12 protein-coding genes and 3 pseudogenes are annotated in these 13,611 nt (G+C 60.8%); 9 read left to right on the top strand and 6 right to left on the bottom strand.

Annotated elements, in window-relative coordinates; genetic code table 11:
* Positions 1–358: 358 nt before the first annotated feature.
* A complete protein-coding gene (locus PZN02_RS22610; RefSeq protein WP_280662902.1) occupies positions 359–772 on the top strand; it encodes a hypothetical protein in 414 nt (137 codons plus the stop codon).
* Between the two features lie 83 nt (positions 773–855).
* Here the strand turns inward: PZN02_RS22610 and PZN02_RS22605 are convergent, their stop codons facing one another.
* The gene (locus PZN02_RS22605) at positions 856–1,326 is read right to left on the bottom strand and encodes a DUF6522 family protein (protein WP_280662901.1); all 471 of its coding nucleotides are present in this window, start codon (positions 1,324–1,326) and stop codon (positions 856–858) included.
* Between the two features lie 457 nt (positions 1,327–1,783).
* Between PZN02_RS22605 and PZN02_RS22600 the strand changes: the two genes are divergently transcribed.
* Positions 1,784–2,257 (top strand): MarR family winged helix-turn-helix transcriptional regulator, encoded by a 474-nt coding sequence (locus PZN02_RS22600; protein WP_280662900.1) that lies wholly within the window; start codon positions 1,784–1,786, stop codon positions 2,255–2,257.
* Positions 2,258–2,299: 42 nt separating this feature from the next.
* Positions 2,300–2,454, top strand: a pseudogene (locus PZN02_RS22595) (chloride channel protein); the annotation flags it as partial.
* 547 nt (positions 2,455–3,001) lie between these two features.
* Here PZN02_RS22595 and PZN02_RS22590 read toward each other — a convergent pair.
* Positions 3,002–5,503 carry a TRAP transporter permease gene (locus PZN02_RS22590; RefSeq protein WP_280662899.1) on the bottom strand — a complete coding sequence of 834 codons (2,502 nt, stop codon included), beginning with the start codon at positions 5,501–5,503 and terminating at the stop codon, positions 3,002–3,004.
* Between the two features lie 160 nt (positions 5,504–5,663).
* On the bottom strand, positions 5,664–6,647 hold the full coding sequence (locus PZN02_RS22585) for a TAXI family TRAP transporter solute-binding subunit (protein WP_280662898.1): 984 nt from the start codon (positions 6,645–6,647) through the stop codon (positions 5,664–5,666).
* A gap of 117 nt (positions 6,648–6,764) precedes the next feature.
* Between PZN02_RS22585 and PZN02_RS22580 the strand changes: the two genes are divergently transcribed.
* Entirely contained in the window at positions 6,765–7,637 is an 873-nt protein-coding gene (locus PZN02_RS22580; protein ID WP_280662897.1) for a MurR/RpiR family transcriptional regulator, read from the top strand.
* A 6-nt stretch (positions 7,638–7,643) separates the two neighbouring features.
* On the opposite strand, the gene PZN02_RS22575 is transcribed toward PZN02_RS22580, so the two are convergent.
* A complete protein-coding gene (locus tag PZN02_RS22575; RefSeq protein WP_280662896.1) occupies positions 7,644–8,969 on the bottom strand; it encodes an aspartate aminotransferase family protein in 1,326 nt (441 codons plus the stop codon).
* Between the two features lie 126 nt (positions 8,970–9,095).
* Between PZN02_RS22575 and PZN02_RS22570 the strand changes: the two genes are divergently transcribed.
* Both PZN02_RS22570 and PZN02_RS22565 read left to right on the top strand, forming a co-directional pair.
* Positions 9,096–9,944, top strand: coding sequence for a beta-keto acid cleavage family enzyme (locus PZN02_RS22570; protein ID WP_280662895.1), 849 nt, complete (start codon positions 9,096–9,098; stop codon positions 9,942–9,944).
* 169 nt (positions 9,945–10,113) lie between these two features.
* Complete coding sequence (locus PZN02_RS22565) at positions 10,114–10,350, top strand: hypothetical protein (protein WP_280662894.1); 237 nt, start codon at positions 10,114–10,116, stop codon at positions 10,348–10,350.
* Between the two features lie 256 nt (positions 10,351–10,606).
* On the opposite strand, the gene PZN02_RS22560 is transcribed toward PZN02_RS22565, so the two are convergent.
* The gene (locus tag PZN02_RS22560; RefSeq protein WP_280662893.1) at positions 10,607–10,927 is read right to left on the bottom strand and encodes a DUF1476 domain-containing protein; all 321 of its coding nucleotides are present in this window, start codon (positions 10,925–10,927) and stop codon (positions 10,607–10,609) included.
* A 364-nt stretch (positions 10,928–11,291) separates the two neighbouring features.
* Between PZN02_RS22560 and PZN02_RS22555 the strand changes: the two are divergent.
* Together PZN02_RS22555 and PZN02_RS22550 are read left to right on the top strand one after the other, a co-directional pair.
* Positions 11,292–11,958, top strand: a pseudogene (locus PZN02_RS22555) (IS110 family transposase); the annotation flags it as partial.
* A 128-nt stretch (positions 11,959–12,086) separates the two neighbouring features.
* A complete protein-coding gene (locus tag PZN02_RS22550; RefSeq protein WP_280662891.1) occupies positions 12,087–12,767 on the top strand; it encodes a DUF2161 domain-containing phosphodiesterase in 681 nt (226 codons plus the stop codon).
* A gap of 282 nt (positions 12,768–13,049) precedes the next feature.
* On the opposite strand, the gene PZN02_RS22545 is transcribed toward PZN02_RS22550, so the two are convergent.
* Positions 13,050–13,316: a GNAT family N-acetyltransferase gene (locus PZN02_RS22545; protein ID WP_280662890.1), complete on the bottom strand. Its 267-nt coding sequence runs from the start codon at positions 13,314–13,316 to the stop codon at positions 13,050–13,052.
* A 49-nt stretch (positions 13,317–13,365) separates the two neighbouring features.
* Here PZN02_RS22545 and PZN02_RS22540 point away from each other — a divergent pair.
* Positions 13,366–13,524: pseudogene (locus tag PZN02_RS22540) on the top strand (type II toxin-antitoxin system RelE/ParE family toxin); the annotation flags it as partial.
* Positions 13,525–13,611 lie beyond the last annotated feature (87 nt).

Below are 13,611 nucleotides of genomic sequence, written 5' to 3'. Positions count from 1 at the left end.
ACGGAGCAAGGACTCCGGGACCTTCTTGTCGAGCCATATTCTCCTCCGCTGAAAGTGTTGCATGTTTGCATTCAACGGCTATGCGACACGCGGGTTCCAAGGGAATGATTTGTCTGCGGTTCGAAGCTTCTACTCTCCCTAAGCACGACCGTCTGCTTTCCATCCCGAAACCACCCCTCGACAGGGTCGGACCGTAGGGTCGGCAGAGGATCAGATGATGACATTGGAGGCGTTCACGCCGCCGTGCGCGATCGATCGGTCGCGTCTCCCGGTCCCGCGCGTGGCTCGACCGCAATGCCGATGCCTTTGCGTGCGAAATATATCATGATATGATATAGTTGGAAGAAGGAGGAGAGAGATGTCCGAAATCAATGAAAGCGGCTGGTCGACCTATCGCCCCACGAAAACCGTGTGGTTCTGGTCGACCGTAGGCGCTTCAATACTGACCATGGTCGTCGGCTTCACGTGGGGCGGCTGGACTACAGCCGGCGGCGCTGCGCTGATGACCGATCAGGCGGTCCGCTCAGCTCGTGCAGAGCTCATTTCAGATATCTGCGTGCACAACTTCGCGTCCGCTGCGAATGCTACGGAAAATCTGAAGGAGCTCAAGTCGAAGTCCAGTTGGGAACAAGACGACTTCATCGAGAACGGCGGCTGGGCGATGGTTACCGGTCTCTCGAAGCCGGTTCCCGATGCCGCCGACACCTGTGCCGATGCGCTGGTAAAACTGAAAGAGCTGCCATCGGTCGCCGAAGCGGAGACCAGCAGCTGAAAGAGAACCCTTGGCCGACCGCTGACTAGCTGGGGGCGACCAAAGGCAAGGCCCGCCTGAAATGACTTCAGGCGGGCCGTCGCTCATTCGGGTATGCCTGCCGTCGCTGGGTCGATACTTAGGTCACAGTTCGCGTTGCGAGAAACGCCCTGCTCGACGCGATTCCAGACTGGGCGCCGAGAGCAGGGGCTCGCTTGCGCGCGGAAGCAGATGCCGAACCACAGGCTTAGAGTATTCGTCTTCAGGGAGCTCAGCTGGCGGTCCGGTTTCGGTCTTGCCAATTTGCCGCGCAGGAATGTCGTGGTTTCATGAACGACAGTTCCTTCCTCGTTGACGAGCGCTTCCCATACACGATTGCCAAGACGGCATTTAACGCGGCTTATGCCCGTTTGACCATCGACACCGCAATCGACGCTCGCGACAATCATGCCGAGGTGTCGATAACGTTCGAAATCACTCACCGACAGACCAAGCTGTCCAGCGATGTAATCGGTCTTCAGAATTAGGTTGTCAGACGAATGAGAGCCGAACCCCTGACGGCGCTTGCGGGTCACTGCCTTCGTCCCGATGATGCGAATTGCTGTGCGGCGCGAGTCGGGCGTGCGGGGTCATGGTCGTCAATCCGCGTTACGGAGCCTCCATCGATAACAACCCTACCGCCCTTATTGACCAACGTGCCCCGAACCGTTCCGTGAACGACTGCAACCGCATCCTTCTCAATCACAAGATCATGTCCGACCGTGCCGAAGAGTTCGAATGTTCGTTCCGGCGGAACTGTGAGAGTGCCGGTGATGGAGCCATAAAACCGCACGTCTCGCGGCAGTTCGAGCGATCCGTTGATGTTTGCGTTCAGGTCGTCCAAGGATATGCCCTCGCCGTGACACTATTCAGCAATACGATTCGCGAGCGCGGCATTTGCCCTTTTTAGTTTCGCTGACGCGCTCGCGAACGCCCTCCCACAGGGTACAAAGCAGTATATATCATGGCATGATATAAATAAAGGATGTATCGATGCCCTCCGGCGCACGTCTCAGATCTAGCAAACAAACGCCCGGCACACCCGATGAGGCGATTCTTGATCCGGGGATCTTTCAATGCCTTGCTGGGGTCAGGCTGGCCATGCGTCGCTTCCTTTCCTTCAGCGAAGCGGTGCTGACCGAGGCGGGAGTGACCTCGCAACAGTACCAGGCATTGCTGGTCATCAAAGTCGCTCCGCAAAGCCGGATTATGGTTCGGGCACTCTCCGAACAGATGCTGATACAGCATAATGGCGCCGTTCAGCTCGTTGATCGACTTGAAGCGGCGGGTCTTGTCCTGCGCGTCCAATCGACTGCCGACAAACGCAGCGTCCTCGTCGGCCTGACTGTCGACGGTGAAAGGGTGCTCAACGCCCTAGCCAGGAGACATTTGGGTGCAATGCTTGAGAATGAACCGTTGCTGGTTGAATCGCTCGCGCAACTTCGACAATTGGCTCAGATAGGCTAGGCCCTGCGGCAGTCCGCGATCAGCACGGGTTGGCATGCAAGACGCGGCCGTATCCTGGGCGGCTCCGCGGCAGGGATCGCGGCCGCATTACGCCGCTTACTGGAATCGTGTTTGCGATCGAGGAAATGAGCCGGGCCTACGAGGCTCGTGCAATTGGTGTGGTGCTGACGGCCGTGATCCTATCGGGCCTTGGTGCTTGCCGCGATTATCCTTGGGTTCGAACCATTCTTCTGCGAGCAGGGCCGGCTACCCACAGCCATTGACGGCAATTTTCATCCTTATTCGCCACTTGGACCACCGAGCTCAGGTGACGGAGACTTTCAGCGAAGCCTCTTCCGACTCAGGGTTCTTGGAGCTATTCGCTGCGGCTTGGTGAAGCCAAGGACATAGCGCCGCGTTTGCCGTCAGTCGTGGCGCGAGCACATGACTTCTTGACCAGAGCTCGCGCCTGTTCGCACACGGCAACTGCTGTACCGACGAGAGCGACAGCGACGAGCGCCGCAGCGGCTTGGTTTGCTGTTGAACCATCCCATAGCAGTCATAGGGGTTGATGTTTCGTCGACCTAGACTAGCTCAACGGCGATTCCTTTTGCGCGGCTTGGCACGGCCGCGGTGATGGCTTTTGCCTTGTCGAGCTGCACCACAACTCGGGCCGAACTCCGCAAAAATGCGAAAGCCGTCAGTAAAGCCGCACTCTGCAGACGGTTTAAAGCCCTCTGCGCTGTCCGACATGCTTGCCTTCCGTCACGGTCGCTCGGCCGTCGTCACCTGGACTGGCCTTCTTCGAGCGAACTGCAGGCCGGCAATGCCGGCGGTCAGGGCCAGCGCAATGCTTACCGGGATAAGGCTTGATGGCTGCTCGGCTCTTTTCAGCACTGCGACCACGTCGTATCCGACCTCGAGCCCGATGCGCTTGGCGTAGGAGCCGAAGGCGACATTGCTAATCATCAAGTTGTCGCCTGCGGGCGTGACGGTGAGCCCGATCGATCGCAGCCGCTGCAGCGCTTCGCCCGGTTCGCCGAGTGGAACGTTGACAGTCTTGCGAACCTCGTCGCCCATGAGGTCGATTCCTTGGACCACGAAGTTGATCCGGCCTTTTGCCGGAACCTCCTCGATGGCCGACAGGAATTCGGAGGCCGGCAGTTCCTTGTAGGGCGGCGAGACCTGATTGAGCCACCAGTCCGGGCGGAACAGCGTAAAGCAGGCGAGCAGCAGCACCGCGCTTTCCCACAGCCGGCTTTTCGTCACGAACCAGTTCATCGTCGCGGCGGAGAAGATGAGGATGGCGGCAAGGGAGATGGCAGCGACCCAGATGGTGTGGGCCCAGGTTTCGACGCCGATCAGCAGGATCGCTGGATTGAATACGAAAACAAAGGGCAGGATGGCGGTGCGCAGTGAATAGAGCGCCCCCTGGAAGCCCGTGGCAATCGGATCTTCCTTGGATATCGCCGCCGCCGCGAAGGCGGCGAGCCCGACAGGCGGCGTGATGTCGGCCATAATCCCGAAATAGAAGACGAAGAGGTGCACCGCGATCAGCGGAATAGCGAGCCCTGCCTGAGCGCCGAGTTCGACGACCACGGGCGCCATCAGGGTGGCGACCAGAATGTAGTTGGCGGTCGTCGGTATGCCCATGCCGAGCACCAGACTGATCGCTGCGATGAGAATAAGCATCAAAATGACGTTGCCGCCCGAGATGAACTCGACGAGTTCGGTCATCATGAGGCCGAGACCCGTGAGCGTGATCGTTCCGACGACGATACCGGCCGTGGCGGTGGCAACTGCAATGCCGATCATGTTGCGCGCGCCGAGCGCCAGACCGTCGGTCAGGTCCCAGGCTGCCGCACGCACCGAACTTGCAAAATGCTTCCTCCGGAAAATCGCCATCAACGGCTGGCGGGTGGCGACGATGCCGATGATCGTTAGCGTCGCCCAGAAGGCCGAAAGTCCGGGCGAAAGCTGCTCGACCATCAGACACCAGAGCAGGACGGCAATGGGAATGAGAAAATCGAGCCCGGTTCGCGTCACATCCCATGCCCGCGGCAGTTCGAGTATCGGTGCGTTTGGATCGTCGAGTTCGAGATCCGGGTAGCGAGCCGAATACCAGATCGTCCCGACGTAGAGCGCCACGCCCGCGATCGCGAGCACAAGGGGCGAAGTCTCGCCGAATGCGGCCTTAACGGCGACGATACCGTAGTAGAGGAGGCAGACCGCAAGGACGCTCCCGGAGAGCCCGAGAGCCATGCGGAGCCATCGCTCGCGCCTCGGAGTCGGGCGCTGCGGGATCGGCTGCATGTTCAGCTTCACCGCCTCCAGATGCACCATGTAAAGAAGGGCGATGTAGGAAAAGACAGCCGGCAGCAGCGCGTGCTTGACGATCTCCGCGTAGGGAATACCGACATATTCGACCATCAGAAATGCGGCGGCGCCCATCACCGGTGGCATGATCTGACCGTTTATCGAGGCCGAGGCCTCGATCGCGCCGGCCTTCACGCCGGAAAGTCCGGTGCGCTTCATCAGCGGAATGGTAAAGATGCCGCCCGACACGACGTTGGAGACAGACGAGCCGGAGACGACACCATTCAAGGCCGAGGAGACCACGGCGACCTTGGCCGGGCCACCGCGCAGATGCCCGAGCAAAGCGATCGAAATCTGCATCATCCAGTTGCCGGCGCCTGCCTTTTCAAGCAACGTTCCGAACAGGACGAAGAGAAAAACGAAGCTCGTCGAGACCCCGAGCGCAATGCCGAACACGCCTTCCGTCGTCAGCCACTGATGATTGATGAATTTCACCAGCGATGCGCCGCGGTGCTGGATGACGTCCGGCATGTACTGGCCGGCGAAGGTGTAGAAGATGAAGGTGCCCGCTACGAACACCATCGGCAGGCCGAGCGCACGGCGTGTGGCCTCGAGCAGCAACAGGATGCCGGCGGTGCCGCTGACGAGATCGAGTGTCGTCGGCTGGCCGGGCCGCCCGGAAAGCACGACATAGAAGAGGAATAGATAAGCGCCGGCGAAGGCGCCCAGCACCGCAAGCACCCAATCAGCGAACGGCACCCGGTCGCGAGGGGATCTTTTCAGAGCGGGATAGGCGAGAAAGGCCAGAAACAGCGCAAACCCGAGGTGGATGGCGCGCGCTTCGGTATCGTTGAGCACGCCGAAGCCAAAGACAAATGGCAGGGGGGACGCGTACCAGAGCTGGAACAGCGACCAAGCGGCAGCGGTCCAGAGCAATATCTGCCCCGTCACCCCTTTGGCGTTGCGCCCACCGGTATCCGCCTCGGCGACAATCTGCTCCAGGTCCAGATCGACCTGCCGTTCTTGAACGTCGCTCGTGACACCCTCCCACTTTTGTTCGCCGGCGGGGACACCATGGAACCCGCCGGCCGCCGCGAGAATATGCCGGTGCTTATTTCAGCCAGCCCTTCTCCTTGTAATACTTTTCCGCGCCAGGATGCAGTGGCGCCGAGAGACCGTCCTTGATCATCTTGGCCGGATCGAGATTGGCAAAAGCCGGATGCAGCGACTTGAACTCATCAAAGTTCTCGAACACCGACTTGGTCAGCTGGTAGACGCTTTCCTCCGGAACATTGGCCGACGTGACCAATGTCGCCAGAACACCAAAGGTTTCCGTATCCTCCGGATTGTTGTTGTAGAGGCCACCCGGGATGGTCGCCCGTGCGTAATAGGGATTTTCCGCGACCAGCTTGTCGACCGCATCGCCGGTCAGCGACACCAGCTTTGCGCTACAGGTCGTCGTCGGATCCTGGATATTGGCGGAAGGATGGCCGACACCGTAGAAAAAGCCGTCGATCTTGCCGTCGCAAAGTGCCGGGCCGTGCTCGTCGGCCTTGAGTTCCGACGCAAGCGAAAAATCGGCCAGCGTCCAGCCCATCGTGGCGAGCAGACGCTCCATGGAAGCGCGCGTGCCCGATCCCGGATTGCCGACGTTGAAGCGCTTGCCTTTGAAGTCTTCGAACTTCGTCACGCCGGCATTCGGATGAGCGAGCACCGTAAACGGCTCCGGATGAATCGAGAAGACCGCCCTGAGGTCGGCGTGTGCGCCGCCCTCCTTGAAGGATTCCTCGCCCTTGAAGGCGTTGTACTGGATATCGGACTGCGCCATGCCGAAGTCGAGTTCGCCCTCCTTGATTGTGTTGACGTTGAACGCCGATCCGCCGGTCGATTCCACTGAGCAGCGGATTCCGTGCGTTTTCCGGTCTTTGTTCAAGAGCCGGCAGATAGCGCCGCCGGCGGCGTAGTAAACGCCAGTGACGCCGCCAGTCCCGATGGTCACGAACTTCTGTTGCGCCACGGCGCTGCCTGCAAACAGCAGTGCAGCCGAAAGAGCGGCGATCTGCGCTCCGCGCAGGGTAATCCGTTCATGTTTCATCTATTTCTCCCTTGATCCTGTGCGTGCCATTGCAGCCGTCCCGAGTTTTTGTGTCTGAGGCACGTCGAGGCATGCTACGATCGTTGCGCTTCATCAAGCAAGAGGAATACTTGTTACATGGACGGGCCGGACATGAATTATGATGCGGTGCAGGCGCGCATCTTGACCGAGATTCCTGATTTGAGCTCGGAATTGCGCAAGGCGGCCCGGTTTCTCGTAGACCATCCCGATGAGGTCGCATTGGTATCGATGCGCGTGCTGGCGTCGCGCTCGGAGGTGACGCCGACGACCTTTGTCCGGCTGGCTCGGCGCCTCGGCTTCACCGACTGGGCGGCGTTTCGCAAACCGTTTGAGAACCGGCTTCGTTCCGGCAACGCTCCGTTCGCAGCCAAGGCCGATGCGCTGGTTTTGCGCGGTCCGGAAGCAATCTTCGTCGAATCGCTTCGGACCAACGCGGCTAACTTCGCGGCAGCCGAAGCCGCCAACGACGGCAAGGAGATTGCGAGAGCTTGCGCGATTCTGGAACGGGCACAGCATGTCCGCGTGGCCGGCTTCCGGAGTTGCCGCGCTCCGGCTCACGCCCTTGTCTATCTCTGCCGGATGTTCCGACGCGACGTCACGCTGCTGGGCAGCGACGGCGGTTCATTGGAAGCGGAACTCGCGGCGCTGGACAGGAAGGACGCGGTCGTCGTTATCGGCTTCGCGCCCTATTCTCGCGAACTCGGGCCCGTCGTGGAGACCGCGCAGCGGCACGGCGTCCCGATGATCGCGATAGCCGACAGCATCGCCGCCCCGATCGCGCGGCACGCCGAGGTCACCCTGCGCTTTTCGACTGACAGTCCATCGTTCTTCCCATCGGTTGCCGCGGCACTGGCGATCGTCGAGGCATTGGCAGCGACGATGCTTGCGCGCAGCGGCCCCGCCGCGGCGGCCCGGGTTCGGGCTACCGAACTGGAGCTCCAGGGCCTGGGGGCCTATCTGCCCGAATGACGCGCGTTAATCGGCAATAGCCGCATCAATCGCTTCGCCTAACCGATCGACAACCGTGTCGACCGTCACCGCATCGATGATGAAGGGCGGGGCGATAAGAACGTGATCGCCACGCACGCCGTCAATGGTGCCGCCGCCAGGATAGACCAGCAAGCCGCGCGCCATTGCTTCGCGCTTCACTCGTGCGTGAACATTGAGGTCAGGTTCGAACGGCGCCTTGGTCGAACGATCCCTGACCAGTTCGACGCCCATGAACAGACCGCGTCCGCGGATGTCGCCGACGTGCGAATGATTGCCGAAGCGTTCACCCAGCCGCCGCGAGAGGTACGCACCCATTGTCCTGACGTTGGCCAGCAGATTGTCGCGCGCAATCGCCTCCTGCACGGCAAGTGCCGCGGCACACGCCATCGGATGGCAGATGTAGGTGTGGCCATGCTGGAACTGGCCCGTGCCGTTGGCGAAAGCATCGAAAATCCGCTGGCTGAGCAGCACTGCGCCGATAGGCTGGTAGCCGCCGCCGAGCCCCTTGGCGATCGTCATCAAATCGGGGGCAATGCCGTCCTGCGTGCTGGCGTGAAGCGTACCGGTCCGGCCCATGCCGCACATCACCTCGTCGAGGATCAGAATGATACCGTAGCGGTCGCAGATGGCGCGGATGCGCTGGAAATAATCTGCAACGGATGGCACCGCACCGGCGGTGGCGCCGACCACCGGCTCCGCGACGAATGCCATTACCGTTTCGGGTCCAAGTTCGAGGACCTTGTCTTCGAGCGCCTGCGCGGCGCGCACCGCATAGGCTTCGTCTGTTTCGCCGGGCTCCTGGAAGCGGTATGCGAAGCAAGGGTCGATATGGTGCGTTTCGATGAGCAGCGGATGAAATTGCGTCCGGCGCATTTCATTGCCCCCGGCCGCGAGTGCCCCCAGCGTGTTCCCATGATAGCTCTGTCGCCGGGCGATGATGTTGCGCCGTCCTGGCTGGCCAGTTTCAACGTAATATTGCCGCGCCATCTTCAGTGCTGCCTCGATCGCCTCCGAACCGCCCGACACAAAATAGGCGTGGCTGATGCCTGCCGGCGCGCCTTCGATCAGCCGGTCGGCCAGTGCCTCGGCGGGCGTGTTGGTGAAGAAACTCGTATGGGCATAGGCAAGTCTATCGGCCTGTGCGTGCAGAGCGGCGATCACGTCGGGATGGCCGTGGCCGAGGCAAGACACCGCCGCGCCGCCGGATGCGTCGATATAGGACCGTCCGGCAGTGTCGACAAGGTAAACGCCGTGCCCACCGTCCGCCGTCGGCAGTTTCGCATGGATCTGGCGGTGCAGGATTCGTGTCATGACGTCCCTCGGATCAATGGTGTTACAAAGCCAAACTTCCGCCTGGCAGGAGGTAACCTCCCGTAGCGCCGGGCATGCAACATATGTTACACTAGCAGCGATTATAGAAACAAATGAATTGCGTGCATGACCACATCTGATCCGACCACCCAGAGCGGTCCTACGCCAATCGCTATCGCCGTCGCGCCCAATGGAGGCCGCCGCTCCAAGGCAGACCATCCGGCCCTGCCGTTGACACCTGATGAACTCGCGGCGGATGCCAGGGCCTGCCTCGAATCCGGCGCTTGCATGATCCACATTCATGTGCGCGACAGGGATGGCAGGCATCTGCTGGATGCCGGCGTTTACCGCGCGGCGATCGCCGCAATCCGTGCGGCGGTAGACGACCAGCTCGTCATTCAAATCACCAGCGAGGCGCTCGGCATCTACCGGCCGGCAGAGCAGATGGAGGTGGTGCGCAAGGTGCGGCCGGAGGCGGTGTCGATTGCGCTGAGAGAGCTACTGCCGGATGAAAGCCACGAGACTGGATTTGCCCAGTTTTTGGAGTGGCTTCGCAGCGAAAGGATTGTACCGCAGATCATCCTCTACACGCCGGAGGAAGCCGCTTTACTCGCAGCGCTAACGGCGCGCGGCCTGATCCCGTTCGAGCACCTACCCGTCCTCTTCGTGCTCGGCCGCTATGCCGCCGAGCAACGCGCGATACCCTCGGATCTTCTGGCGTTTCTGGCGCCCGGCGTGCCGCGTTTTGCACACTGGAGCGTTTGCGCCTTCGGCCCCCGGGAGGCCGCTTGCGTGACGGCCGGCGCTTTATTCGGCGGACATGTCCGGGTCGGCTTCGAGAACAATCTCTGGCTGCCGGACGGTTCGCTGGCATCTGACAACGCGGCCCTTGTCGCGGCGAGCTCTGGAGCCTTGCGCGCCTCTGGGCTCACCATCGCGGATGCCGATCGTTTGCGTCGCATGTGGTCCGCGTGATGAGCCGGCCCATGGGAGTGTCGCTCGACGTCCCCGAGTGCCTTCGGATCGCAGCCTACGGTTGCGACCCTCCTCCGGACCCGGAAAGGCAGAGCGTGTCGCTAGGTGCTGAGCCGCTGATCACCACGCTGCACGCGAGGTTGGGCCGACTGAACAGGAGGATGCAACCATGCCCAGACGCGACCAGTGCGGCAACGACTATGACAGGGCTTTCCAGGCGAACCTGGGGGATGAGACCCACACTTTCGATAGTTTCGAATGCGCGATCCAGAAACTTGCTCCGACATGCCCGCATTGCGGCGTCCGGATCATCGGGCACGGAGTCGAGCAGAGCGACATCATTTACTGCTGTGCCCATTGCGCCGAGCCGGAGGGAGCCGACGCTCTTACCGATCGTGCACCTTGATGCAGTCACCGTCCTGCGAGCTTTTTGCGGACATTCCTGGCGCTGCTTCAAAGCCGACATCCACGTTACAGAGGGGTCGACCGCTCGACGATGGTCATGGCGATCCAAACCGAAGATCCGGAATTGCCGGGATTGGCGATACCCTTGCAACGCCGCTCGCGGGCGTCCTCTCCGCGGCCCAAAGCACTAAACCACCGGATTGGACTTCCCAGTCCGAGACCGTAGTCGACGGTTTTCTGTCAGAACTTACTGGTAGTCAGGTGTCCCTGATCTGGTCGACTGCAGTTGCCAGCAGTTCGTCCATGATGACGCGTATCTGTTGATCGGACTGGGCTACGCCAGCCGCGTCGAAATCGGCGCGCACCTTGCGGAACACATCGTTGTCCCCTGCTTCTTCGAAGTCCGCGCGGACTACTTCCTTCGCATAGGCGTCGGCGTCTGCGCCGGTTTTACCGAGCTTTTCAGCAGCCCACAGGCCAAGCAGCTTGTTACGCCGCGCCATCGCCTTGAACTTCAGCTCCTCGTCCATCGCAAACTTCTTTTCGAAGCCTTCCTGACGGTCCTTAATGCTGCTCATCGCTTGGCCTTCGTTTCAGGTTGTGAGTTTCGACCTTCATCCGACATCCAGAAGATGACCGGCTAGGCGCGACCGAGAGTGGCGCGAATGGACGTCGTTTGCAAGACCAGGCCATTCACATCAGCGAGGTCGGAAGGCCCGGATTGCCCAACATCACCTACCTTTCCGGGATCAGAACAAGAACCGCACCATTCCAGAGCCCTGTGCACGGCTTGTTGCGAGGATGTTCACGTTCTGGGCTAAAAAGGGGGTGTAACGGGCGGAACCCGGCCCGCCAGGTTTGAAGGGCCGGTGGTCGTCCCTCACAATGATGGTGTCGCGGAGTCAGGAGTGGCCTGCTCCATAGCAGCACGGAGAGACGACCATGAAGCAGTATGCCGGCATCGACGTATCACTGGAATACGCAAGTGTGTGCGTGATGGATGCGGATGGCGGCATTGTGCGGGAAGCAAAGATCCTCAGCGAACCCGATGCGCTGATCGCCTGGTTCGGCGAGCACGGCGTGGCGATGGAGCGAATTGGTCTGGAGGCCGGGCCTTTGTCGCAGTGGCTCCATGCCGGGATGGTGAAAGCAGGTCTTTGCGTCGAGCTGATCGAGACGCGCCACGTGCGTGCAGCCTTTGAGACGATGCCGGTGAAGACCGACAAGAAGGACGCACGGGGCATTGCGCAGTTGATGCGGCTTGGCTGGTTCAGACCGGTCCACTGCAAATCTCTTGCCGCCCAGGAGGTGCGTGCTCTGCTGACCGCCCGCAAGCTCATTCAGGGCAAGCTTCACGACATCGAGATGAGCCTCCGCGGCATCCTGCGCGGCTTCGGCCTCAACGTCGGGCCGACGACGCGGCGCAGTTACGTGGGCGCGCATCCGCGCGCTGATTGCAGGCCTTTCGACCCTGGAAGCGATCGCGACGGCACTGCTGAAGGTGCGCGACGCGCTTGTGCATGCATTTGCAGGTTTTGCGCGCAAGCTGCGTGCCATCGCCCGCCAGGACGACAACGCACAGCGGTTGATGACGACGCCCGGCGTTGGCGCTGGTCGATCGCCGCAGGGATGCGTTGGCGCAACCATACCGTGTAACCGCGGCGGCGATAGATGGGTGTCCCGGACAGGCGGATCGATGTAGTTATGGAACGATTCTTCGCTTGAACCTGCAGGCATATGGAAACTTCGCTTTATCTGCCCGTCAAAGGCTTTCTCGAAAAGGCAGGTTACGTCGTCAAGGGCGAGGTTGGCGGCTGCGATCTCGTCGGGTTGAGCGATGACGATCCGCCTGTGGTCGTGATCTGTGAACTAAAATTGAGCTTCAATCTGGAGCTCATACTGCAGGCCGTCGATCGCGCAGCTGTCGCGGACGAGGTCTGGATCGCGGCGCGAGTCTCGGCCAAGGGCAAAGGTCGCGAGGCCGACAAACGCTACCGCGATCTCTGCCGCAAGCTCGGGATCGGCATGCTCGGCATTTCCGATGCCGGCGACGTCAGCGTTATCGTCGGGTCCGTATCGCCGATGCCGCGAACCAATCCGAAACGGCGTTCGAGGCTCATGCGTGAACACCAGAGGCGACGCGGCGATCCGGCAGTAGGCGGGAGCACACGCGCGCCTGTCATGACCGCGTACCGCCAGCAGGCGCTCGGCTGTGCATTAGCCTTGGCATCAGGACCGATGCGCGTGCGTGAAATCAGATCCAGCATACCGGATGCCGGGAAGATTTTGCTTGCGAATGTCTATGGCTGGTTTGAACGGCTCGACAGAGGCGTCTATGGCTTGACCGACGCCGGACGGGAAGCACTGCAGCGATGGCCGCAGCAGGACATGCCGACAACAATAGCCGTCCCGGCCTGATTTCTGTTCCGCAATAGAGCTTTACGCCGCTCAATCGAAAACATGGCCTGTAGTTCGAGTCCGCTCAAGGCGAGGGATCGAATCTCACTTCCGGAGGCCGCAAAGGGCGGAGGGCGGTCACTGACCGGTCAGGTTCGCGAAGGAGTTAGGATGTAGCGGTGCTGCATGATGGTTTCGCCTCGTGGGCGAGAAAAGCGCTGAGCCATATCGATTGGATAAACCCCAGCTTGGTGAGAACGCGCCCAGAGGCCGGGTTGTCATGCGCGTGACCGGACGTGAGCTTCAAAAGCCCAACTTCCTCAAATGCAAGCGTGTCACGGCATGTGCAGCCTCGAAACTATAGCCCTGACCCCAGGCCGCGCGATCGAACCAGTAGCCCAAGGATCCCTCGCGTTCGGCAACGCCGTCAAAATCGACCACGCCGATCATTGACGCCTCACGTTCTATGGCGAAACGATAAGCCTCGCCCACCAACCATTCTCGCTGGTGATCGGCAACCCACAGGCCGACCTCATCTTGGTCCGGAGGGAAGGATGCCATGCGCAGCATGCGCGTAACGTCCCAGACCATCTGAATCTCAAATGCACGACCCGCTTCTCCCGAAAGTGGTCGTCCTAGTCGGATCGCCGGGACTCGGGAGCTTGTTATCCCGCGTACACCTGTCATTGCCGCCTACACCGTGATGGCGGATAGAGTTCGCATTCTGCGTGTTTTGCATGGCGCCCAGACGTGGCCCGTAGAGTTCAACGACGAATAAACGCGATCGACGCTACTTTCTCCTCGCCGTCTCAGGTTCGATACCGCTCAAGGCGCTCGCATTCGGTAGGAAGTAGCAAGTGCTACG

The organism is Sinorhizobium garamanticum (genome assembly GCF_029892065.1).
Taxonomy (GTDB): domain Bacteria; phylum Pseudomonadota; class Alphaproteobacteria; order Rhizobiales; family Rhizobiaceae; genus Sinorhizobium; species Sinorhizobium garamanticum.
The sequence above is the reverse complement of the archived record's forward strand: the minus strand, read 5'-3'. Positions and strand labels throughout refer to the sequence as shown.

Bases quoted from the DNA above. Each gene is read 5' to 3' on its own strand.
- PZN02_RS22580 (WP_280662897.1), top strand. From the start codon at position 6,765: ATGGACGGGCCGGACATGAATTATGATGCGGTGCAGGCGCGCATCTTG.
- PZN02_RS22600 (WP_280662900.1), top strand. From the start codon at position 1,784: ATGCCCTCCGGCGCACGTCTCAGATCTAGCAAACAAACGCCCGGCACA.
- PZN02_RS22550 (WP_280662891.1), top strand. From the start codon at position 12,087: ATGGAAACTTCGCTTTATCTGCCCGTCAAAGGCTTTCTCGAAAAGGCA.
- PZN02_RS22610 (WP_280662902.1), top strand. From the start codon at position 359: ATGTCCGAAATCAATGAAAGCGGCTGGTCGACCTATCGCCCCACGAAA.
- PZN02_RS22545 (WP_280662890.1), bottom strand. From the start codon at position 13,316: ATGCTGCGCATGGCATCCTTCCCTCCGGACCAAGATGAGGTCGGCCTG.
- PZN02_RS22575 (WP_280662896.1), bottom strand. From the start codon at position 8,969: ATGACACGAATCCTGCACCGCCAGATCCATGCGAAACTGCCGACGGCG.
- PZN02_RS22585 (WP_280662898.1), bottom strand. From the start codon at position 6,647: ATGAAACATGAACGGATTACCCTGCGCGGAGCGCAGATCGCCGCTCTT.
- PZN02_RS22560 (WP_280662893.1), bottom strand. From the start codon at position 10,927: ATGAGCAGCATTAAGGACCGTCAGGAAGGCTTCGAAAAGAAGTTTGCG.
- PZN02_RS22570 (WP_280662895.1), top strand. From the start codon at position 9,096: ATGACCACATCTGATCCGACCACCCAGAGCGGTCCTACGCCAATCGCT.
- PZN02_RS22565 (WP_280662894.1), top strand. From the start codon at position 10,114: ATGCCCAGACGCGACCAGTGCGGCAACGACTATGACAGGGCTTTCCAG.